The organism is Bacteroidota bacterium (assembly GCA_016711505.1).
In the GTDB taxonomy this organism is placed as follows: Bacteria; Bacteroidota; Bacteroidia; order AKYH767-A; family 2013-40CM-41-45; genus JADKIH01.
Map to the genome: position 1 here is coordinate 135,597 of JADJSV010000017.1, position 23,498 is coordinate 159,094.

Here is a 23,498-nt window from a genome sequence, read left to right on the forward strand (position 1 = left end):
GTCGCTTTTTTTATGTCTATAAATATTTGTCTAACCTAGCTTTAGGTTACATCTATAGCAGGAAATATTTCAATAACATTTTGTAAAATTTAAAAAATACTTAGGACGCGATCACATTATATGTTTCATCAAAAACTAAATCGTAATTGTTTGATCCCTTCGATAGTTAGATTGAAACTTAGTTTTTAATGACAGGGAACACTTTGTTTATCTTTCCTTCAATTTTCAGAAAGTACAATCCAACAGTAAGTTCTTCCAATGAGACTCTTGTATTTATTCCTTGCATCCGACCATCCAGCAATGTTTGACCAAGATTATTCACAATTAAATATCGTGCATCTTTAATTCCATTTTCAACTGATATTACAATTTCCGATCGAGCTGGATTAGGATATACAACTATCAATTGATCTTTTATATCAAGTACCATCGTTGGGTCTTGCAAAATTGTCAGGTTGTCACATCTGATGCAACCCAAGAGATCTGTTACACATATCTGATAAAATCCAGGTGGAAGTCCTGTTATAGAATCACCTGTAATTATTCCTTGCGGTGGATCAATTGAAATAGTGTATGAGCCAACCGGTTCATCTACATTCAGTAAAAAACTTCCATTACTACAGGCAATACATGAAGTGTGCCTGACATCTGTAGTAAAATTCATACTATCAGTTTCTATAACAAAATTAGAAATAGAATTACATCCCGTGCTATCAATCACAGAAATGGAATGATTTCCACTACATAAACCACTTACAGAAGAAGTTGTTGCGCCGTTGCTCCATAAATATTCAAATGGCGGAGTTCCTGTAGCAACAACATTGGCACTACCAATGCATGATCCGATACAAACCTGAGATGTTGAATTGATTAAATTTATAGTACAAGAAATAGCATTGATACTATTTGAATATTGGTAACAGGTACCAAAATTTAAGATCCGCAAAGTATACTCTCCTGATATAAGTGGAAAATAATAATTGTTCATTGCACCTGTTATCGGAACACCATTAAACAACCACTGATAACCGGTACCTTGAACAAATGGTCCATCATAAAATAGCATTCCGTTCAATGAATCAATAGAAAAGACAATTGAGTTAATGCCATTATAAGTATAGATACAATCGGTCTCACAGCCATCAGGTAAAATTATTTTACAATAATAATTGCCTGCCAATGTGATATTTACTCTATAAGAATTTCCACTATACCATGTTGAATTGTATTGCCACGAATAATTAGCACCGACAATTTCCGGCGCTTCAAGGAAAACAGAATCACAATTTCCCGAATGAACTAATACCAGATCCATATCCGAACGAGACATGGTTGGGATCACCTGAAAATCTGACGACTGTTCACAACCATTGACATCGGTTTCAAATAGTGTATACTGATCAGGATAAACAATATTTACAAGTGTATCTGTGCTAAATGTATTCTGATCTACTTCCCAACGATATGTACTTCCCGGATTTGAATTAACCCAATATGTTCCTACACCTGTTTGGCAAAACCCAGTTGTAGGTTCAAGGAAAATATGCGGACCAGGAATGACCTGATTAAAATAGAAAGTATCTGGTTCTGTTGTAATAAGACAATTATTCGAATCAAGATAAATAACCTGACAGATTGAAGAAGCGGTCAAATTATAAGCTCGTGCACCGGAGTTCACTGTATCTCCATTAACGATCCATTTCTGCACCATTGCTGTTGAATAATTTAACTGTACAGTTTCAATATTGCTTTGACAAAATGGTAAGGTTGCTTCTGAAATTGTAGAAGGTACGACTTGATACACAAAAAAATTAACCTGATCTGTTGCAACCTGCCCTTGACTGTCTGTTACAGTAAGTGTAAACGTTCTGTTCGAAGTAGCATTCGCAATCTTCGCTCTGCCATTTCCCAAATTGACAACGCCGGAACTCCAGGAATATGTAAACGGGGCAACACCTCCTATAAAAGGATTAAGAATTCCTATAAGAACATCAGTGCTACCATAGCAAGCCCAGACATCTGCTCCTGCTGACACATTTAATATTGATGGATCAATATAGACAGTATCAGAAAATGTAGGGCAAGAAACAAAAGTTGAAACTATATAAGAATAATTACCGGCAATTGTCGGAATAAAATAACCTTGCGTCGCTCCGGCAATTGCAACCCCATCCAGGTACCATTGAATTGGTGTCACATTCGGAGAAGAAATTAAACCATTATTTGTAATTAATACAGTGCTTGTTGGAACAAATGTATGTTCAAACACCGATATGTTACTTTCGTTTGAACATCCGTCTGCATTTAAAACTTCAACTTCGTAGGTTCCTGAATTACTAACTGTAATTGATTGTGTCGTTTCTCCACTCAATAACCACAAATATGAATCAGCACTTGAACAAGTGAGAATTAAACTATCGCCTTCGCAAATGTCGAGTGGACCTGAGGCCGTGATAAAAGGTGTGGGATTTTGATGAACAACCAATTGACTTATTGATGATGTATCACTTCCGCATCCACTGGTTGCAACTAAAAAATAATCCCCTTGCTGATTCCCCGAATATAATTGTATTAGATTTTCATTTTGCGATGACAATAGTAAGCTTCCTCTGTACCATTGATACGACACGCCATTTTCATGGATGGAATACAAAACCACATTTTCTCCCATGCAAAGATTGACAACACTATCTGCACTTTGATAAACAATAGGAAGCGAACCGGAAATCTCTACATGAATTTGAGGGGTAGTAACTACCCAACCATCCGGTCTGGTAATTGTCACTTGAAAATATCCAGATGAATCTACTAAAACACTAGTAGTGGTATCTCCTGTATTCCATAGATAAGTACTGCCGGGACAACTATCGACTGATAAAACATTTGAAAGACCTGCACAAGAAATAGTATCACCAAACAGTTCTGCATAATAATAATTAAAAGTCTGATCACTAATGAATCCACCCATAGTTTCAGTGTGAATATAAACAGCACTTAAAACACCGTTTGAATAGTGGTAAGAACCATTTCCAGGTCCACCTGGCGAAGGGTCTGATTCCCATGAAAGTATATTACCTAATGAATCGTTAACCTGTGAGTAGGAACCCATTTCTGATGACCAAACAAGAGTGGGTGTATAGTATGCATAATATGATTCCCTATATGATAAATAGCCATAGGCATCTACATCGGTAAATTCATCATGCTCATAAAGCCATTGAGACATATCCCAAGTAAGAGTATAATGGTGAATTTGTTTGTTTAAAATTCCATAAGTATAAACTTCCATCTGGTAATTCTCCCATACACCAAGAGTTTTTTTCATTGTATAACTTGTATCAAGCAATGAATTAGAATTGAAATGAAAATACTCCACCATAGTTGAATCCCAGATTCCGGTGATAAATTTCATTGAATAGTTTTCAATCTTTTGTCCGGAAACATTGTATACTTTGTCTTCTCTTAAAGAGTCGTTCCACGAAGTGCCACTCCAACTTTGAATTATAACACTAATATCATTGCTGTTCAAATCATAACTGTGAAGCGCCTTATAGATCTGACTCGGATAGATCGAGAAATGAACTGTACTAAGTAAATTATTTTGCAGATCATAAACATTGGTATCTGATTGAAAAATGTACCATCCAGCATTGAAATTACTTCGTGTTTCTGTCAATTTATTTCCTGAAACATCGTAACTATATTCATATTTATAAATAGTTGGATTAGGAAATTGAATTGAACTCTTTGAAATATGATAGATCAGACTATCATTTGAATCATATTGAAAAGAATCAATTGCACTGACAACCCAGAACGCACCCGGCTCACTTTGGCCTGCATAAGTTATGTCGAGTACTTTTCCTGTGGAAGAATAATGTGTAACCTTCTGCCTGTATGAAGTATAAAAAATGTCATCTACGTCGGTTTCTTGTTCAATGACCACCGAATCACATTGAGAAAATGCTTTTGAAGAAATAAAATTAATTATAAAAAGGGTAAAAAGAATATTAATTCTCATGGAAGTTAAGGTTAAAATTATTAGTTCAATAAATGTAAACAATAATTTTAATACTTCCGGTCAGGAAATTTCAGATTCCGGTCAAAGATGCATTTACGCTTCCAAAATGCAACTCATGCACAATCCCATCTGATAATCCGAATTGCGGGACGATGATCTCTGCAGCATTAGCAGCTTTCATCTGACTCAAATAGATCTTCGCTGCAGGGACGATCACATCAGCTCTGTCAGGATTCAAGCCCCAGATTTCCATACGGTCGTCGAGTGTCTGATCTTTCATTTGGCCGTAGAGTTCTTTCAGTTTTTCAAAGGGCCATGATTTGCTTTTTCGGCCAATCATTTTAAAGATCTTATTTATATTTCCTCCGGATCCGATGGCTGTGATCGGCTGATGAAATGCAGTATTGCTACGCGTCCATTCCTTCATTTCGTCCCAGATCTCTTTATTGACTTTTCCTTCCAGCCAGCGAATTGTTCCAATGTTGAAAGAATTTGATGCAACAATCTTCATTTTATCAAATATGGTCAGCTCTGTGCTTCCGCCACCAACATCAATATATAAGTACGAATGATCATTACTTAAAAATTCTTCAACATGATTTGAATAGATCAACTCAGCTTCTTCTTTTCCGGAAATGATTTCTATTTCCAGTCCACAAGACTTTTTTACTTTATCTAAAAGCTCTTTGCCATTTCCGGCTTCGCGCATTGAAGCTGTTGCACATGCACGATAGGAAATAGGTTGAAAAACATCTATGAGTAATTTAAAAGCTTGCATTGTTTTCATAAAATCAGCAGACTTCTTCTCGCCGATTTTTCCGGTACGAAAAACATCTTCTCCTAAACGTAAAGGGATTCTTACAAGCTCCGACTTTTTAAAATGGACAACTCCATGCTCATTGACAGCATTACAAAGTAAAAGCCTGACTGCATTTGAGCCAATATCAATTGCAGCATATTTCATTACCCTATTCCCCATTTCCATTTTATAAAACTACATTAAAAAACGAAACACACGCATTAAAAAAACCAATTCACTTCCTGACTTTTACACTTTTAACGTTCACCTTCTGTGGCAATGAAGCAAGTTGTGATTGTGACCTCATACTTAAGATCCATTTGAAAATTTCATCCTGAGCCTTAAATGAACGGCCATTTCGTCTTTGATACTCATTTAATTTGTCTTTCGAATGAATTCTCGCTTTAGTATTATCTGTGAATTGAATTGTAACATATTTCATTAACTGAGATTGCAAATCGGCATCATATACAGGAACTGCCACTTCTGATCTGAAATCAAGATTTCTATTCATCCAATCGCCGGATGATAAATAATATTTCGAATCTCCGCCATGACAAAAGATAAAGATTCGGCTATGCTCCAGGAATTTATCGACAATGCTGATGGCTTCAATATTTTCACTTAATCCGGGAACACCGGGAATCAATGAACAAATTCCACGAACGATCAACCTGATCTTTACTCCGGCAGAACTTGCTTCATAAAGTTTTTCAATCATATCCTGATCAACGAGGCTATTCATCTTTAATATCATCCAGGCCTCTTCACCTTGTTGTGCATTCTCAATCTCTTTGTTGATCAGTGACACAAAACGCTTTCTGGTATTGAATGGCGAAACGATCAAATGTTTGAAGTGTCCCGTTTTGTAATTATTTTTATAGAAAGCAAAAAGTTTCTCGACTTCACGTGTTATCGATTTATCTGCTGTCAGCAATGAATGGTCGCAGTAAAGTCGTGCAGTTTTCTCATTGAAATTACCTGTTCCAATATGTGCATAATGAACAATCTTATTCTCTTCCTTACGGGTGATCAGAAATAATTTAGAGTGAACCTTTAATCCGGGAACACCAAAAATAACCTCTGCTCCTGCTTCCTGGAGTTTATCTGCATAATAAATATTTGTTTCTTCATCAAAACGAGCCTGTAATTCCAGAACAACAAACACTTGCTTTCCATTTCGAACAGCATTGATAAGCGCATTTACGATACTACTATTTGTAGATGCTCTGTATAATGTAATTTTTATCGAACTTACTTTCGGATCGATAGATGCTTCACGCAATAAATCAATGATATGTAAAAACGACTGATAGGGATATGCAAGTAAAATATCTTTTTTATGAATGACAGGAAATAAACTTTTCTGTCCGGCAAATGCTGGGTGATCCAGTGGTTTTGGAATCCGATACCACAATTCCTTTCTGCCGATCTTTGGGAAGTTAATAAAGTCCTTAAAGTTATGATACTTTCCGCCCGGAGTTAAGTACTCACGGTCTTTAAGTTTGATCTTCTTCACGATGAAATCCAGCAGATCACCCGGAATTCTTTCATCGTAAATCAAACGTACAGGATCTCCTTTTTTTCTCTGCTTCAAACCCTTTGTTACCTTTTCCAACCAACTCTTCGACATATCACTATCAATGTCAAGTTCAGAATCGCGTGTGAGTTTGATCGTATATCCTTCTATTGTTTCATAATCAAAAATAGAATAGATATCATTCAGACAAAAACGAATAATATCTTCTAAAAGGATTATACTTTTCTTATCTGTTTTTGAAGGAAGGACAATAATTCTGGGAAGTACATCGGTTGGAATTTCAATCAATGAAAACTTATTTTTATTTTCCGATTTTGAGCTGTACTTAATTCTTACAGCCAGATAGATCATCCTGTCTTTCAGATACGGGAAATGTGGTGCCGAATCGATCATGATCGGCATCAGATGCGGATAGATCTTTTGATGAAAATAATCGCGAACGAACAATTCCTGTGAAGGATTCAATTGTTTGTCACTTAAAAAATATATATTTTCCTCCTCAAGCTCAAGAAGAATTTTACTGAACAGTTTATCAAATTTCTTTTGCTGAGCAATAACGATCTCCTGTACATTTTCAATCAGCTCAACAGGATCAGTTCCTATGATCTCCTTTCCTCGTTTTCCGAACTTCATCATTCTACGGATCGTTGCAACACGAACCTTGAAAAATTCATCGCGGTTGTTACTGAAGATTCCTAAAAAGCGCAGCCGCTCAATTAAAGGTACTGTATCATCTTCCGCTTCCTGAAGGACGCGGGCATTAAACGACAACCAACTCAGATCACGGTTGATCAAAGTACTGTCTTTCTTTTTCATAAATTAAATGAGACTATTTTTTCTTCTTAACGACTCTCGCTTTTTTCTTCTTTACAACGACTTTCTTTTGCAAACGTTTCTTTTCTTTCGCTATTGCTTTGATCGTTTTTGAAAATTTCTTCGCGACAAGTTTTCCGGCCTGATCGATTGCCTTTTTCGCTTTAGAGATCGCTACTTTTTGTTCAGCAGGTAATGCAGAAGAAATGGCTGCTGATATTTTTGCTTCAAGTTCTTTTCTTAATTCTTTTTTCATAGATAATTGTTAATACGTGGTAAGATTTCTTAAATTTACGAAACTGCCAACTTGAACACAAAGACTTAATGATAATTTAATACTGACTTATGTTAGGTTTATTGTTTTTGGGGTGATCATTTCGAGAAATTTGATGCTTTCCCTTGATAATGAGTTCCATTTATCACCCTCAAGAGAAAATCGGGCCACGGCACAGGTAGGCATTTCGATTGCCTGGCCTGACAAACTACTGCTTAAGTCGCTAACAATAGGGTTATGCCCAAAAATTCCAACTGATCCCACTTCTTCGGGCAAAGACTTCAATATATCCAAATACTCATCTATACCAGACTCGTAAAGTGATGCCTCAATCTGTACCCTGTTTTTTGGAAACAATAATTCTTCAGAAATAATTAAAGCAGTAGTCAAAGCCCTTATTGCCGGGCTGCTAATAATAGCCTGCGGAATAAAATTTTTCTTCTTGAAATAAAGCCCCATGTTATGCGCATCCTTATATCCCCGGGCATTTAATGGACGATCAATATCACCTTGTCCTTCGATTGACCAATCGGATTTGGCATGGCGGATGATGTAAACAATTTTCACATTGCAAAGATATGTCTTAGGTCCTTTACTTTGACTTTATTCTTTACTTTCGTGAAAAATCTCATGTGTGAATGACCTCCTAACCCAATCTTTCGGCTACCTCGCCTCCGTACTTCTCGCCTTTTCTCTAATTGTAACAAACGACATCCGATTCCGCTGGTTGAACAGTTTGGGGTGTGTCGCTTTCATTGTTTATGGAATTGCATTATCTGCATTTCCGATCATACTTACTAATTCACTATTATTAGGGATCAACTTATATTATCTGATCAAGATCTATAACACCACTGAAAACTTCGATTTGCTTGAATTCAACAAGGATGATCTTATAATCCGGAAGTTTCTTTTTCACTACAGGAAAGACATTAAAAATTATTTTCCGGAATATTCTATTGACGAATCGGGAGACCAGTTGCGTTTTGTTGTGCTGAGAGATCTCGTCATTGCAAATATTTTTGCAGCGCATATAACTTCTGACGGAACTGCATTTGTTAAGATCAATTACACGCTGGAAAAATTCAGAGATTTCAAAGTGGGCAAATTTATTTTTGAAAAAGAAAACAATTACCTTTTTTCAAAAGGTGTGAAGCAGATCGCTTACAAATCTGTCGACAATAAAAATCATTTGCGCTTTCTCAGGATCATGGGATTTGAAAAGAAAATTATAGATGGAAATGAGTGTTATGTAAAAATTCTATTCTGACCTTTTATATTTAAATCCCGTTAGAAGAAAACATTATTACAATGAAAATATTTCCGGAATTGCTGAGTTAATTTCTGACACATATTTATCCCCGTGGGGCCGCCGAAAAAGTAAAGCTTTGTTTATTTTTTGTAATTTCAATAAAATAGTTTTTAATAGTTGAAATTGCTGACGCCATGCGTTGAGTCCCCTCAATTTTCCCCTCTCGCATGGCTATCCGCCTGGGGCCGACAGTTTTTTTTAAATAATAAAGGGAAAATACTCCAAATGAAAATCGTTACCGCATAGATGGATATTTTTTGCTATAGAAAAACAAATTAAAAGTCCCAAAACAGGCCATTTCTGATAGCCGAAATAAATTGTTTACGTGCACTTCGACGGCTTATTCAAGCACTTCATCGTCCTTTATACTATGGTGAAAAGAAAAATGTTGTTACTCCTTCAAAAAGGAAGTTAATTTACACCAGAAAATAAATTCAATATCACTCAGATCATGTTTCTTTTACCCATCTTCTTTATTTTATTTCTCCTTCCGCCGTTTCTGAGCGGAATAATGGCGCATTCATTTGGCAGGTCATTCTGGAAATGGTTTCTTATCGGGTGCTTTCTCCCTTTTATTGCAAATTTTATTCAGGCATTTTTACCGGATAAATCTTCTTCTGCCAAATTAACAAACAAAAAATAATATTTCTGCATTTCTAATAAATCAAAAAATAAATTGTCATGAAAAAATTCACACTATTCCTTTTAATCTTTGCATTTAATAATTCGACCTTTGCCGGACATAAAACTATTGTCCCGAATTCTGATAAAATCAGTGAAACAACATACTTCGATTTCAGAAGTAATTATGTTCTCAATCTACATCACTTTCTTTTAAAAAAAGCATCAACTTTCGGGAGGATGACTCATGAAAGTCAAAAACAATTTGACTCATTGTTCGCTGAAATAAAAGCTCCCATTGATATAAAAACGAAAACAGCAGTTATGGACGCTGTTAAATTCTATACCGATAGTCTTGCAAAGAAAAATATGCTCTTCGATCCGGAAATGACTTTTCTAAAGTATGAAATGGAATCTTCCAGGAGTTTAGAAGAACTGGCAACGAAAAATATTTCTAAAAATATTCTATCCGCACTCAATAATTGTTCAGATTTTTATTCGCAACACTTATGGAATGAACAGGATAAATTAAATCGCGAATTTATTGCTTCACGAATTGACTTGATCAAAAAAATTGAAGGTGAAGTGATCCGGAATTCATCTAAATATTATCTGTATAAGTATAACGGCACAAAATTCAGGATCGACCTTGTTGATTACGCTACTTTTTCGGAGCATATACTACAACCGAACCTTATATCAGTGCAGTGATCTCTTCAACCTACCGTTCACATTCAGGAACTCAAGGTGTAGAAGTGATTTTCCACGAAGTTGCACATGGTATGATTGACGCAATTTATAATGCTCAGGAAAATGCCTGTAAAGACCAGAATATGGAATTTGATCATAATGTCTGGCATACCATCCTCTTTTATTCCACCGGAATGTTTGTAAAAAATGAATTAAAGAAGCAAAATATCGATCACGAAATATATATTTATAAAAACAAACTTGCTGATATAAATCCGGCTGTTAAGAAAACAATTGATGCTGTGGCCGCAAACTGGCAAATGTATCTCGATGAAAAGGCAACAATGAATGAGGCAATGACTAATATTCTATCAAATAAATAATCAAGGATCATTAATGCAAACAAAACTCATAAGCAGAAAAAGTATATATATTCTCTTTTTCGTTCTTGACATAATTACCTCTATTGAACGTGGGTTTTTGTTTCCAAACATGAACGCCTTCTTTCATATTTCTTTGTTCATTGGAACATTTCTCGTCCTTTTAATTAATTGGGAATTTCTTTTGTTCATAAGCAGCGTTTTGAATAAACGATTGCCGATTGTAAACAATCCTGTGAAAAGAATAATTACACAGGTTTTACTTTGTTTTATTGTAATAAATATATCCGGCTTTAGTTTATTCAATTACGCTGAAAGTTATTTCAAAATTACAACACCGGAAATTCTTCAGAAAATAATACCTGTTCTGTACCTGTTTATGTCAATGATAATTAATCTGATCTACTTTGGCTCGTATTACTTCAGAGAATGGAAAGAAAATCTAGTCCGTTCGGAGCGTCTGCAAAAAGAACAAACACAAGTAAAATATGATGCGCTGAGAAACCAACTCAATCCACACTTCCTTTTTAATGCACTGACTTCACTGAATAGTCTTATCTTCGAAAATCAGCAACTTGCAAGTGAATTTCTACAACAACTTTCAAAAGTTTATCGTTATACATTACAGAATAAAGATAAAGACACTGTCTCACTGAGTACAGAAATTGATTTTATCAATAATTATATCTTTCTGTTTAAAACGAGATTTGAAAACGCTATTCACTTCAAGATTGAAATAGATAAAGATTCACGTGACAAAGGTATTGTGCCTGTTACGATTCAGGTGCTGATTGAAAATGCCGTTAAACACAATATTGTGACTGACAAATCCCCGCTCATCATTTCAATTATTGCAAAAGGAAATTTTCTTACTGTTGAAAATACAGTCAATAAAAAATCACAGGTAGAAGCCAGCAACAAACAAGGACTGGAGAACCTGAAAACACTATATCAATATCTATCGGATACAGATGTTGAAATAACAGAAACTGATTCACTATTCAAAGTCAGAATTCCACTAATTTAAAATCAGCAGAATAAAATGAAAGCAATTATTATTGAAGACGAACCACTGGTTGCAAAAGATCTTATCAATATTATTAAACAAATTGATTCTAAAATCGAGATCGTAACAATACTTGATTCTGTCAAATCCAGCATTGACTATTTCAATTCAAATCCTGAGCCTGAATTATTATTCATGGATATTCAGCTGAGTGATGGTGTTAGTTTTGATATTTTCAATCATATCCAGATATCTTGTCCGATAATTTTCACAACCGCTTATAATGAATTTGCTATCCGGGCATTCAAAGTTAACAGTATCGACTATCTTCTGAAACCCATAGACAAGTCGGAACTAATTATTGCGTTGGATAAATTTTCAAAATATCGTTCAACTCAATCCGAAATTATAAAAGATCAGATCAAGTCACTAATGAATCATCTTACTATTCCGGGGCAAACAAAGATCTATAAAGAACGGTTTACGGCAAATTCGGGCAAGACACATCTTGTCATCAACTATACAAATATTGCCTGCTTTCAAAAGGATGCATTGATCTATATTCAGACAATAGATAAAGAACAATATATTACAGACTTTCAGACAATGGAAGAAATTGAGGAGGTGTTAAACCCTGCAATTTTTTTCAGGGCAAACAGACAATTCATTATAAATATAAATTCTGTTGAATCATATAGAACTGACTCCTACGGAAAATTAATTGCAAAATTGAAAGCGCCAAATGTAATTACTATTGATATCAGCAGAGAGAAAGCACAGGCGTTTAAGAGTTGGCTGCATTGAGTTCTTTATTAAAAATTTAAGCTTTTTAGGTTTAAGAAAATATTCTGTTTTTAATTTTATAGTTTTGAATAATATTTAAATAAAAGTGAATACAGAGTAAAGAGTATGAAAAATTGAATAATTTAAATACCCTTTTAGCTATCAAACCCGAATCATTTTTTTCGAAAACAGTAAATTTTCCCCTTTTTAAAGTCTCTATAGATTGGATTTTTCGTGGTTTTTATTAGAATATTACATATTTCGGCTTTCTATTCTGTTCATTAAAAAATTAATTTGCCATTTTTCAGAATATTAACTAATTTGTCCATCGCGGGGATTTGCGCCCAATACAATAAATCAACTTGAACTTTGCTGAAAAAATTACTACTTGCATTCATTCTATGTTTGACAACATGGAATTCCAATGCCCAAACTTTCAGCTGGACGGGCAATGAACCAATCATGGACAATCAAACGGATACTATTCCAATTATAGTTTCCGGACTTCCAACTGTTATTGATACGACTTTTGGTTTGGCCCATGTGTGTATGGATATAACACATACTTACAAGAATGATCTTGTAATGAAACTCATGTCGCCGGATGGAGTGATCATCACATTGATCTCTGGTGTGGGTGGTTCTGCGAATAATTTTTTAGGTACTTGTGTTGGTATGGATGGAACTGCTTTCAGCAATGGCCAGGCTCCCTACACAGGAATATATCTACCTACAGGCAATACAAGTTTATTTAACAATGGACAAAATCCTAATGGTACATGGAAATTTATTGTAAGCGATCAGGCAACTACCGATACAGGATCTATCCATACTGCCAGCATTGTGTTTGTTCAAAATCCACCTAACCCCGGACAAACGACTGTTGGTAGCGGGCCACAAGGCACTTACACTTGCGCAACTTGCGTTTGTCCGGGTGGTGCTTCTGCCTGTGATCTTTTACCGGATATGACTGCTTCAGCAAAAGAAATTACAGTAAATCACACTGAAGCTCCGGGATTTCTTTACATAGCGAATGCAACTCCGAATATTGGATACGGACCAATTGATATTTTTGGTGTAGACTCATGTTATTGCGGAACCACTCTTGTTCCTTGCGGAACGGTCTGCCCTAACGGAGATGATATAAAACATCTTGTTAAGCAAAGAATTTATCAGAAAGTTCCCGGTACAGATACTCTTACTTATTATGATCGGGAAGCAGGTAAGATGACTTATCACGCAGCGCATGGCCACTTACACGTTGATCATTGGTCTAATTACACTTTGAGAACTGCAACTTCAAATCCCGATGCAAGAACATGGCCTATAGTTGGAACAGGTGTGAAACAAAGTTTCTGTCTTATCAATCTTGGTCATTGTTCAACTAATCCCGGACAATGTGTCGACAACAACGGTAATCCAATGACAACTTTTCCAAACAACAACTTCGGATTTCACACCGGTTGTGGTTTAACTCAGGGAATTTATCCGGGTAATTATGATGTTTACAGTATTTCATTGAATGATCCGATTCCTCTTAATAATATTTGTAACGGAACATATTATGTAGTCTCAATTACAGATCCTGAAAATAATTTCCTTGAAAGTGACGAGAATAATAACTGGGTTGCTGTACCAATTACTTTAACTCAGCAAAACTCTGCACCTACAATTACTGCTGCAGGACCAACTCTTATCTGTGCCGGCGGAAGTGTGACCTTGAATTCAAGTGTTGCAAGTAATTATTTATGGTCGACCGGTGAGACAACTCAATCAATTACAGTTTCTGCACCGGGTAGCTATACTGTTTCTACAAATTGCGGATCATCTGTTTCTACATCTACACCTGTCGTTGTTTCTACAATTCCAATTACTGCAAGTGCAACAGCAACTGAACCTTCTTGCAATGGCAACACTGTTCAATTGAATGCTACAGGAACTTCGGGTGGAACGCAAAATGTTTCAACTACATTTTCTACAAACGTTCCGGTTGTTATTCCTGATAATAATTCAACCGGTGTTACTTCACCAATCGTTGTATCGGGAATTAGTCCTGCTACATTAACAACTACTTCTGTTGTTTCAGTAAGAATTAATCTTACTCACACTTATGATGGCGATCTTGCAATATCACTTGTTGCACCGAGCGGAAATACAATTCTGTTAAGTAATCGTCGTGGTAGTGGTGGCGATAATTTCATCAACACCGTTTTTTCAATGCCGGCTACTACACTGATCAGTACAGGAACCGCGCCTTTTACAGGGACATACAGGCCTGATGGAAACTTCAATGCTTTGACAGGAAATGCAAACGGTACTTGGTTACTGAAAGTGCAGGATCTTGCAAACGTTGACACCGGAAGAATTCAAAATTGGACACTCAACATCAACAATGCAATTCCGGAAACAATAAGTTATTCATGGACTTCAACTCCGAGTGGATTTACTTCTTCAGTTCAGAATCCAACTGATGTTCCTGTTGCAAACACAACTTACACAGTTGTTGCTACCAGCAGCGCTACCGGATGTTCTGCTACAAATTCTGTCAGCGTTGCAGTTCCTGACACTCTTTCGATAAATTCATTTGCGCCAGTAAGTGGTGTTGCAGGAACACTTGTTACAATTATTGGAACAGGTTTTACCAATGCAAGTGCAGTAACTTTTGCAGGAAACAATGCTGCTTCATTTACTGTTATAAGTGCAACAGAAATTCAAGCGGTTGTTCCAAATGTTAGCCCGGTTATTGGAGCAATATGTGTCACAAACGACAAAGGATGCATAGTTTGTTCTGCTTCAACATTTGCAATCACAACAGGAATAACACTGAATGTAAAATTATATATAGAAGGATTTTATATTTCTGCAGGACAAATGAAAGCAGTTGCAGATCCTATAGCGAATCCGTCGATCTGTGATACCATTGTTGTAAAATTACATCAGTCTGTTTCTCCTTATTCTGAAGTTCAAAGTTTCAAGAGCACTATCAACACAATTGGTGAAGGAAGTTTTGTTTTCCCTTCTGAATTGTTGAATGGAAGTTTCTACATTAGTGTTCATCACAGAAATGCATTGGAAACATGGAGTTCATCACCTGTTACTTTCACAGGAGCTGTAACAACATATATCTTCAGTGATGCAATCACAAAAGCACTTGGAAGCAATATGCGGAATCTTGGTGATGGCCGGTTTGCATTGTTCTCCGGTGATGTTGATCAAAGTGGTACGATCGAAGTTATCGACATGAATAGCATTCAGAATGCAGCACAGATCAATGCATCCGGTTATATTCCGGAAGATCTGAATGGAGATGGAATCGTAGAATCTTCTGATTACAGTTTGTTTGAAAATAACATGAATGTTTTCAGAGTGCATCCGTAAGAGGGTGTGAATTGGTTTTCGTCTTTCGTTTATCGTCTTTCGTGTTTAAGAATTACTTTAGACGAAAAACGAGAAACGATAGATGAAAAACGAAATTTCACTCCATCCATTAGAAATTCGTATCTTCGCACAGAATAAAAATACGAATGGAAGATTTAGGATTTGAAGCATTTAATTTCAGTGATGATTTATTAGATGGTCTATATACAATGGGGTATGAAAAACCCACACCAATACAAAACAGTGTTATTCCCGAAATTTTAGCTAAGCGCGATGTTTTAGCATGCGCTCAGACAGGAACAGGCAAAACTGCTGCATATCTATTACCCACTTTACAGCAAATTTCTGACAGCAAAACTCCACATACTGCAGCTTTGATTCTTGCCCCGACACGTGAACTTGCAGTCCAGATCGATCAGGCATTTCAGGGCTTTGCATATTTTACTCATGCAAATTCAATCGCAGTATACGGTGGAAATGATGGCTTTTCTTTTGACAGAGAAAAAAAAGCATTGATGGAAGGAACTTCAGTAATAATTGCTACTCCGGGCAGATTGCTAAGTCATCTGAAACTTGGTTATGTAAAAATGGATCAGCTGGAAACATTGATCCTGGATGAAGCGGATAAAATGCTTGACATGGGTTTTTACGAAGACATCATGACGATCAATAAATTTTTACCGGAGAAAAAACAGATCCTTTTATTCAGTGCAACGATGCCTGTGAAGATCCGTCCGCTGGCAAAAAAGCTAATGAACAATCCGGTAGAGATCAATATTGCAATCAGTAAACCTGCTGCCGGTGTCGATCAGAAAGCTTATGTTGTTTTTGATGACCAGAAAAACAATCTTATCGTGAATTTACTGGCTGAAAGAAAGATCAGCACTGCTTTGATATTTGCATCAACAAAAATTGCAGTGAAAACGCTTGAGAAAGAATTACAGAGAAGAAATCTTCCTGCTGCTGCTATTCACAGCGATCTTACTCAAGAGATGCGTGAAAGCGTTTTATTGAATTTCAAAAATAAAAAAGTTCCTGTGCTTATCGCTACTGATATCCTGTCACGCGGAATTGATATTGAGAACATCGCACTTGTGATCAATTACGATGTTCCGGGAGATGCAGAAGATTATGTACATCGTGTCGGCAGAACTGCCAGAGCAGAAACAACCGGAGAGGCAATTACTTTTATAAGTCCGAAAGATCAGTCACGTTTTGTACAAATTGAAACATTTATTGAAAGTACAATTCCGAAGATCCCATTACCTGAGGTTTTAGGAAAAGGTCCCGAGTGGAATCCTGTTGAACAAAAAAGAAATAATTTTGGCGGTAAGAAAAGAAATTTTTCAAAAAAGAAAAAACCTAATCATAGCCAGAAAAAATAATCTCTCAATACGATGCTTACCAATAACGATATCTTCAAAAAATTACGCGTCGCACTTGAATTACGTGACGACGATATCATTAAAATTCTGAAGCTTGTAAATTTTGAAATCAGTAAAACAGAATTGAGTGCTATTTTCCGCAATGAAGACCACCCTAATTATAAACCTTGCGGTGATCAGCTACTGCGGAATTTTTTGAATGGACTTGTCATTTATAAGCGAGGGCCGATGCCGAAAAGAATGAATGATGAAAAGTGAATAATATCCGGGCTCATTTAAATATTGAGACATTGTTGCAGCACTTTTCACCATTCATTTTTATTTTAATTAATTCAATTTAACAATTTGCTTATTGACCACAATTCCGTTTTTATACTTCAGTGAGAGGTGGTAAATTCCGGGATTCAGATTTTGAACATTGATGTTTTCAAAATTTCCTTCTTCCATCAAAACCAGCTTTCCACTTACATCATAAAATTTTACTGAACCGATTTCTTCTTCCGACTGAATTGAAACTCTATCCCTCATTGGATTTGGATATAATATTGCTTTGTTATCAATTGCAATTTGATTTCCATCAATACCTGTCTGAATTGATGCTATTTCCCAGAGATCACTTCTTGTTACAACACTGGCATTGTATCCTGTTCCCACAAAAGCAGTAATACCATTTGTCCCACAGATCGCTCCTGCTATTGCTCCACCGGAAAAATCAGGCAACTGAGTCCATGTATCAGAGAATGGTTCATACTTGTAGAATTGATTTGACAAAGCAACTGGGTTCAGATTAACTCCTCCGATCAGATACAGAGTAGTGTCTAAAACAAATGTGCTTGCATCAGTTGTAAAATTGTTTGGAAAATCTGATTTAGCTGTCCAGTTATCCGCAACAGGTTCGTATTCCCAGAAACTCGTACGATTGATATTCTGATCAACATTACAACCCATTCCAACATATCCTTTGTTGTTTACAGTAACTCCGATAGACATATTTCTGCCAATTGCATCAGGAATACTTGATTTAGGAATCCAGTTATTAGTATTCGGATTATACTCCCAAAGATCAAAAAACGCATAATTCCACGTTTGATTTGCACCAAAAACAAATCCATCTCCCCCACCTAAATATGCTTTATTTCCGATAGTAAAGGCAAAAGCTTCACGTCTCTGATTTTCATGTTGTGCCGATCCGGCTGGTAATCCATTTCGCTGAGCCCACGTATCAGTTAGAGGATTGAATTCCCACAGATCATCAAGGAAACCAAAGTCATTTCCGCCTGTCGCAATATACCCCCGGCCATTTAAAACAAAAGTGGCAGCTCCATATCTTTCTTCGCCGGGAAAATTTGCTTTCTGTGACCAGCTATTAGTTGTTATGTCATATTCCCAAAAATCCCTCAGGACTACAACTGAATTACTGATTCCACCAATTACATAAATTTTATTTCCAATTGTAAACGATGCTGCTTTTGCTCTTGATACTCCCGGGAACGCAGCCCGCTGCACCCATTGGGCCATTACAAAATTTGAAAAAAATAAGATTGTAATGATAGTTGTGATTCTTAATTTCATGACTTAATTTTTATAAAATCAAAAATATTCAGATTTACAACACTGGGATTTTAATTACACCAAACTGTACTTTTTCTTGATGTAGTGATTACCTCTTGAGTATTTTCCCATTCGTGATCTTTTGTTCCACGATTTCTTTAAAGTTCATTCCGATCGGTATAGTGAGACCTGCAACAATAATTTCATCGTGATCAATCTTACTGATTTTATCACAGGCTACAATATAACTCTTGTGAACTTTTAAAAACTGATCAGCCGGCAAATACTCATTGATCTGCTTTAATGTCAGATAAGCCACAACTTTTTTATCATTGCAATAGATAATGATATAATTAGACATGGCTTCAACCGCTAAAATTTCTGAAAGAACAATTTTCTCCAGCACACCATTACTTTTTACAAAAAAATAATCTTTGGCTATTTCAGATGAAATACCAACAGTCTCACCCTTGTAAATTTTAAAATAGTCGATCGCCTTTGTTGTAGCTTTTAAAAAACGGGGGAAGCTAATGGGCTTCAATAAGTAATCAATAACATCCAGTTCATATCCTTCCAGTGCATATTGCTGATAGGCTGTAGTTATAATTGTCAATGGCGGATTCTTTACCTGCTTCAGAAAATCAATTCCGGAGATCTTTGGCATATTAATATCAAGATACATCAGATCCGTGTCGGGTAAATACTTGATCGCATCTGCCGGAGCATTGACAACAGCAATTAAATTCAGACTGTCTACTTCTTCAATGTATTCGACCAGGCCCTTACAAGCAAGGGGTTCGTCATCAACCACGATACAATTCAATTTCCTGTTATTCATTTTCAACTTTCATTTTCATTTTTACACAGAACCGATCATGTGAATTTGTAATTTCAAGTTCATGTTTATCCGGATATAGCAAAGCTAACCGTCGTTTCACATTTGCCAAACCAATTCCTTTATTCTCCATCAATCCGGTTACAGAGTGATTATCCTTATCATTAGAAATAGAAAATATAAATTCCGAATTTACATAATCTAATTCGATACGAATTGAATTCTTTCCCGAAGCATGGTTACTTATATGCTTAAAGGCATTTTCTACAAATGGTGCCAATAAAAGTGGTGCGATCTGAAACCGTTTTACACGATCAGTCACTGTCAGATCACACGAGTACCTTTCCGTTTTTCGCAGCATCTGGATCTCAATGTAATTTTTTATGTAGCTGACTTCCTTCTCAATTTCAATCAGGTCGGACCCACATTCATACAATTGATACCGTAACATTTCGGAGAAGTTTAAGAGCGTATCGCGCGCATCCTTGTTCGACTTATCTATCTTAAATAATATATTGTTGAGCGAATTAAATAAAAAATGCGGGTTAATCTGCGCTTTCAGAAAATTCAATTCAGCACTCATCTTTTCCTTTTCAAGTTTCTCAAGTTCATTCTGGACTTTCATTTTATCTCTTAAAAACCGAAAACTCAGTAACGATGAAGTTACCAATAAAACGAGAACGAAATTTGAAGTAAAGAAAACCGGTTCGTTCCAGTAATTTTCAACAAAAAACTTATTCTTTTGCCAGACGTAAATCTGATAGCTTCCAAAAATACTGATCACACTTAAAACTGATATTGTCAGAAAATAGAATACTCCGAAAACTACCGGTCGTCCTTTATATATCAACCGTTTAATAAGTATAAGGTATGAAAAATAATAACCAATTGTAAACAAAAAGGAATTCAATGCCTGGATCAGTACGGGATAAAACTTGAAAGAAGTATTGAACAGACAAAACAAAATTGTCAGGATTGCCCATAGTGCAATAAACTTCAAGATCCGCATGAAACTACTATTTTTTGGCAAATTAAGAAATGATCCAAACAAAGTTACTTATTTACATGAAAAGGTTTGATTCCTTTATGAAATGAAAACAATAGAATGACAAAATACAGATATCTCATTCAAGATTTAAAATTACAGGAATGCCGGTTTTGAATTTTGAATCAAATTCAGATGGATTATTAATCAGAATCAGATATCCTTTTTCGCTTAGCTCTTTTACAGTTATAGAATCAGGCATTTGGGAGTAGGCCGTTAGATTTGTATAAAACATAGCTGTTACCGGATCTGAATAATTAAAAAGAACTGCGTTTTGATATTCATTTCCAAGATTCTTGAGCCTGATAATTTTCTCCGGATTTCTATCTGTTCTTGAAAATGGCTTGATCCTCTCAATTGAATATCGGATTGGTAAAATAATTAAACTAACTGCCAGAAGTGTTCTGAACAATTTAAAAAAGTTTCTTTTAAATTCAACTTTCAAAAGAAAATCAAAAAATGCTGCCGTAACTATGAATAGCGCCGGGGCGATAAAAGCAATATAACCCGGCATTTTTGTTGAAACAAAAGAAAAGAAAACCAATGGGAGAGTTATCCATAAGCAAATTGCCCAGTTTTTATAATTTTTGGGATTCAAATAAATTTCTCTTCCAAACCAAATTAAAGGAAGGTAAATGAGTTCGCCGTAGTTGATTCGCAACTTATTGAAAAAATAAAAAAAAGAACCGGAATGATTTTCAACAGACTCATATAAGTGTTTAGTATTATATGCTTGCTCCCAGAGGTACTCTAACGGATAGTTCATATACGAATACAATTGCCATGGGAGGAAAACAGCAACAGCGGTCATGATTAAGATTATCAGATTGAAAATAATTTCTTTTCTGCTGAATGTTCTCACATCATAAACTAAAAATAACCAGACCGGAACAATGATCAATGCAGGGAGCCACTTACAAAGTATGGCTATTCCCATACTCATTCCTGCGAGAATGTTTAAGATCAATAATTTCTTTTCTGAAAATTTCACACTTAAGTAAATTCCCATCAGAATAAAAAATATGAAGAAACTATCAATATGATCAGTTGGTATTCTGCCTGAACTTAACTCTATCAATAAACCGTTGATAGAAAATAAAAATGCAGCGATAAAAGCAATCTTTCTTGAAAAGAAATATTTTCCGATCGAATAGGTTAACACAATTGAAAGAGATGATAACAATATCGACGGAAAGCGCAATGCAATTTCATTACAACCAAATAGCCACATACTAAATGCCATTGACCACAAAGTGAATGGTTGTTTATGCAACCAAACATGATTGGAAGTCCAGTTGGTATAATCATACGGCAAAACTGGATTATCGTAAAGCGTAGGTTTAAATGGATGTCCGATTAAATTCTTGGCTACTAGCGCATGGAACTTTTCATCCCAGGAATGCAGATAAAAATCGAACGAACAATACAAGCGCAGAAATAAACCCAATATTACCAATAAGAAAATGGCAATCTTAAAGTTACTTTTTTGATGCGCTTTGAACGATAAATAATATCCACTGCAACTCAACAGCACCAATATTATTCCAAATGTCTGGGAAGTAAATAAGTTTAGAAGCATCTGAATTAAAAGATGCCGGAAGGTACAATTAATTCAATGCTTTTGTATATTTGAGAAACTGATTTCTCATGAAACATCTGGTAAATTTTTGTCTTGTTCTCATCACCACACTGACAAATTCTTTTGCGCAACCTTACTTTGAAAAGTACTATGGCATTGCGGGCAGAAACAATGCTGCATCCTATTTTCAGATCTTACCTGATGGCGGTTATATATTATCGGGTTCATCAGATGGTGAAGGATATCTGATCAGGCTTAATTCGATTGGTGACACATTGTGGACCAGACTTTATCCGGATGCTACTGCTGATTGTATAAAGATTCAACCGGCAGGTGATTTTTTTATGGCAGGAAGTTATAGTATCACGCCGCCACCTACAGCAGTACTTACGCATTGCGACTCTGCCGGAAATTTGATCTATACAACTTCACAAAGCTCATCGCCATTCAGCAGATATGGAATTGCTGTTGAAGCACTCAATTATCAACATGTCGGTTTTTTGGATAATGATCTTTATCCGTTTCAGGAATTCCTTCGGTTGCATTCTTATGACAGCCTATGGAATCATAATTGGGAATATCCGATAGGAAAAGTTTCTGATTGCAGCAATTCAGCTTTGAGAAAAACAAACGATGGATTTGTAGTTGCATGCGGTTCATTTGATACTCCATATCCGCATCTTCGCGTTTGCAGAATTGATTCAACGGGAAACGGACTTTGGAATAAAGATTTTCGATACGATTCAATTGCAGAAACCGGACAAGCAGCTTGGTCGATGTGTGCAACTGCTGACAGTGGATTTATGATTTTGGGTTATCGGACCTACGGCAATCCTTCTTTGCACTATAGAATTTTGCTGATGAAATTAAATTCTGCAGGCGACAGTCTATGGTCGAAAGAATATGATTTCCGAAATTCAAATTCATTTCGCTCTATACAACAAATGCCTGACGGTGGATTTATTGCTGTCGGAACTGTGATATATCCACCGGTCGGAACTTTCTTTGATTACAGAGTTGTGTTACTGCGGACTGATGCAAATGGAGATTCTCTCTGGACAAAAGAATTCACCGGACTTGGACTTTGTAATGCTTCTCATGTTGAAGTTGGAAGCAATGGAGATATTTCTGTCTTAAGCACAACTACTGATCAGAATACCGGTGAAACTTATTTCTATCTCCTGAAGACTGATAGTACAGGTTCACTGATTACATCTCTTCCGGAAAATAATTTTTCGCGTTTGCATATTGGTCCAAATCCGGCAAATGACAAAATCTATTTGACAGGAAATGAAGATCTCAAAAAACTGAATATTAAAATCACTTCACTATCCGGTAAGATCATTAGCGAATTCTTTTCAAATGAAAGCAGAATCAATATAAATACCGATCCTTTTGCGGATGGAGTATATCTTTTACAGATATCCTATGAAGAAAACTTTCTGGAAGTGAAAAAGTTTGTTGTATTACACCGGAAAAATTAATC

General features: G+C 36.0%; 18 protein-coding genes. 9 read left to right on the forward strand and 9 right to left on the reverse strand.

From position 1 onward, the window contains the following. Positions 1-178 precede the first annotated feature (178 nt). The 5 genes from IPL24_14160 to IPL24_14180 form a co-directional block, all read right to left on the reverse strand. Positions 179-4,021, reverse strand: a complete 3,843-nt coding sequence (locus IPL24_14160; protein ID MBK8364754.1) for a T9SS type A sorting domain-containing protein — start codon at positions 4,019-4,021, stop codon at positions 179-181. 70 nt (positions 4,022-4,091) lie between these two features. Then, a complete protein-coding gene (locus IPL24_14165) occupies positions 4,092-4,985 on the reverse strand; it encodes an exopolyphosphatase (protein ID MBK8364755.1) in 894 nt (297 codons plus the stop codon). Positions 4,986-5,055: 70 nt separating this feature from the next. Further along, complete coding sequence (ppk1, locus tag IPL24_14170) at positions 5,056-7,176, reverse strand: polyphosphate kinase 1 (protein MBK8364756.1); 2,121 nt, start codon at positions 7,174-7,176, stop codon at positions 5,056-5,058. Positions 7,177-7,189: 13 nt separating this feature from the next. Further along, positions 7,190-7,429, reverse strand: a complete 240-nt coding sequence (locus IPL24_14175; GenBank protein MBK8364757.1) for a hypothetical protein — start codon at positions 7,427-7,429, stop codon at positions 7,190-7,192. 87 nt (positions 7,430-7,516) lie between these two features. Then, positions 7,517-8,014 (reverse strand): histidine phosphatase family protein, encoded by a 498-nt coding sequence (locus tag IPL24_14180; protein MBK8364758.1) that lies wholly within the window; start codon positions 8,012-8,014, stop codon positions 7,517-7,519. Positions 8,015-8,081: 67 nt separating this feature from the next. Between IPL24_14180 and IPL24_14185 the strand changes: the two genes are divergently transcribed. The 8 genes from IPL24_14185 (at position 8,082) to IPL24_14220 (ending at position 17,260) form a co-directional block, all read left to right on the forward strand. Further along, entirely contained in the window at positions 8,082-8,717 is a 636-nt protein-coding gene (locus IPL24_14185; GenBank protein ID MBK8364759.1) for a YgjV family protein, read from the forward strand. A gap of 723 nt (positions 8,718-9,440) precedes the next feature. Beyond that, positions 9,441-10,091, forward strand: coding sequence for a hypothetical protein (locus tag IPL24_14190; GenBank protein ID MBK8364760.1), 651 nt, complete (start codon positions 9,441-9,443; stop codon positions 10,089-10,091). Continuing rightward, the gene (locus IPL24_14195) at positions 10,088-10,453 is read left to right on the forward strand and encodes a hypothetical protein (protein MBK8364761.1); all 366 of its coding nucleotides are present in this window, start codon (positions 10,088-10,090) and stop codon (positions 10,451-10,453) included. The genes IPL24_14190 and IPL24_14195 overlap by 4 nt, the downstream gene beginning before the upstream one ends. Positions 10,454-10,466: 13 nt before the next feature. Then, positions 10,467-11,477 (forward strand): histidine kinase, encoded by a 1,011-nt coding sequence (locus IPL24_14200; GenBank protein MBK8364762.1) that lies wholly within the window; start codon positions 10,467-10,469, stop codon positions 11,475-11,477. A gap of 15 nt (positions 11,478-11,492) precedes the next feature. After that, the gene (locus IPL24_14205; GenBank protein ID MBK8364763.1) at positions 11,493-12,260 is read left to right on the forward strand and encodes a response regulator transcription factor; all 768 of its coding nucleotides are present in this window, start codon (positions 11,493-11,495) and stop codon (positions 12,258-12,260) included. Between the two features lie 348 nt (positions 12,261-12,608). Then, positions 12,609-15,617 (forward strand): proprotein convertase P-domain-containing protein, encoded by a 3,009-nt coding sequence (locus IPL24_14210; GenBank protein ID MBK8364764.1) that lies wholly within the window; start codon positions 12,609-12,611, stop codon positions 15,615-15,617. A 146-nt stretch (positions 15,618-15,763) separates the two neighbouring features. Next, complete coding sequence (locus IPL24_14215; protein ID MBK8364765.1) at positions 15,764-17,002, forward strand: DEAD/DEAH box helicase; 1,239 nt, start codon at positions 15,764-15,766, stop codon at positions 17,000-17,002. 12 nt (positions 17,003-17,014) lie between these two features. Further along, a complete protein-coding gene (locus IPL24_14220) occupies positions 17,015-17,260 on the forward strand; it encodes a DUF1456 family protein (protein MBK8364766.1) in 246 nt (81 codons plus the stop codon). A 69-nt stretch (positions 17,261-17,329) separates the two neighbouring features. Here IPL24_14220 and IPL24_14225 read toward each other — a convergent pair whose 3' ends face one another. From IPL24_14225 to IPL24_14240, 4 genes are all read right to left on the reverse strand, one after another. Next, a complete protein-coding gene (locus IPL24_14225) occupies positions 17,330-18,574 on the reverse strand; it encodes a T9SS type A sorting domain-containing protein (protein MBK8364767.1) in 1,245 nt (414 codons plus the stop codon). 88 nt (positions 18,575-18,662) lie between these two features. Continuing rightward, a complete protein-coding gene (locus tag IPL24_14230) occupies positions 18,663-19,391 on the reverse strand; it encodes a response regulator (GenBank protein ID MBK8364768.1) in 729 nt (242 codons plus the stop codon). Next, entirely contained in the window at positions 19,384-20,397 is a 1,014-nt protein-coding gene (locus tag IPL24_14235) for a histidine kinase (protein ID MBK8364769.1), read from the reverse strand. Before IPL24_14235 ends, IPL24_14230 begins: the two co-directional genes overlap by 8 nt. A gap of 115 nt (positions 20,398-20,512) precedes the next feature. Next, positions 20,513-22,012, reverse strand: a complete 1,500-nt coding sequence (locus IPL24_14240; protein MBK8364770.1) for a glycosyltransferase family 39 protein — start codon at positions 22,010-22,012, stop codon at positions 20,513-20,515. Between the two features lie 68 nt (positions 22,013-22,080). Here IPL24_14240 and IPL24_14245 point away from each other — a divergent pair, with 68 nt between their 5' ends. Continuing rightward, complete coding sequence (locus IPL24_14245; protein ID MBK8364771.1) at positions 22,081-23,496, forward strand: T9SS type A sorting domain-containing protein; 1,416 nt, start codon at positions 22,081-22,083, stop codon at positions 23,494-23,496. Positions 23,497-23,498: the final 2 nt, after the last annotated feature.

Excerpts from the sequence above, each read along its gene's own strand:
- IPL24_14160 (MBK8364754.1), bottom strand. The coding sequence starts at position 4,021 with ATGAGAATTAATATTCTTTTTACCCTTTTTATAATTAATTTTATTTCT.
- IPL24_14165 (MBK8364755.1), bottom strand. The coding sequence starts at position 4,985 with ATGAAATATGCTGCAATTGATATTGGCTCAAATGCAGTCAGGCTTTTA.
- ppk1 (MBK8364756.1), bottom strand. The coding sequence starts at position 7,176 with ATGAAAAAGAAAGACAGTACTTTGATCAACCGTGATCTGAGTTGGTTG.
- IPL24_14175 (MBK8364757.1), bottom strand. The coding sequence starts at position 7,429 with ATGAAAAAAGAATTAAGAAAAGAACTTGAAGCAAAAATATCAGCAGCC.
- IPL24_14190 (MBK8364760.1), top strand. The coding sequence starts at position 9,441 with ATGAAAAAATTCACACTATTCCTTTTAATCTTTGCATTTAATAATTCG.
- IPL24_14200 (MBK8364762.1), top strand. The coding sequence starts at position 10,467 with ATGCAAACAAAACTCATAAGCAGAAAAAGTATATATATTCTCTTTTTC.
- IPL24_14205 (MBK8364763.1), top strand. The coding sequence starts at position 11,493 with ATGAAAGCAATTATTATTGAAGACGAACCACTGGTTGCAAAAGATCTT.
- IPL24_14215 (MBK8364765.1), top strand. The coding sequence starts at position 15,764 with ATGGAAGATTTAGGATTTGAAGCATTTAATTTCAGTGATGATTTATTA.
- IPL24_14220 (MBK8364766.1), top strand. The coding sequence starts at position 17,015 with ATGCTTACCAATAACGATATCTTCAAAAAATTACGCGTCGCACTTGAA.
- IPL24_14225 (MBK8364767.1), bottom strand. The coding sequence starts at position 18,574 with ATGAAATTAAGAATCACAACTATCATTACAATCTTATTTTTTTCAAAT.
- IPL24_14230 (MBK8364768.1), bottom strand. The coding sequence starts at position 19,391 with ATGAATAACAGGAAATTGAATTGTATCGTGGTTGATGACGAACCCCTT.
- IPL24_14235 (MBK8364769.1), bottom strand. The coding sequence starts at position 20,397 with ATGCGGATCTTGAAGTTTATTGCACTATGGGCAATCCTGACAATTTTG.
- IPL24_14240 (MBK8364770.1), bottom strand. The coding sequence starts at position 22,012 with ATGCTTCTAAACTTATTTACTTCCCAGACATTTGGAATAATATTGGTG.
- IPL24_14245 (MBK8364771.1), top strand. The coding sequence starts at position 22,081 with ATGAAACATCTGGTAAATTTTTGTCTTGTTCTCATCACCACACTGACA.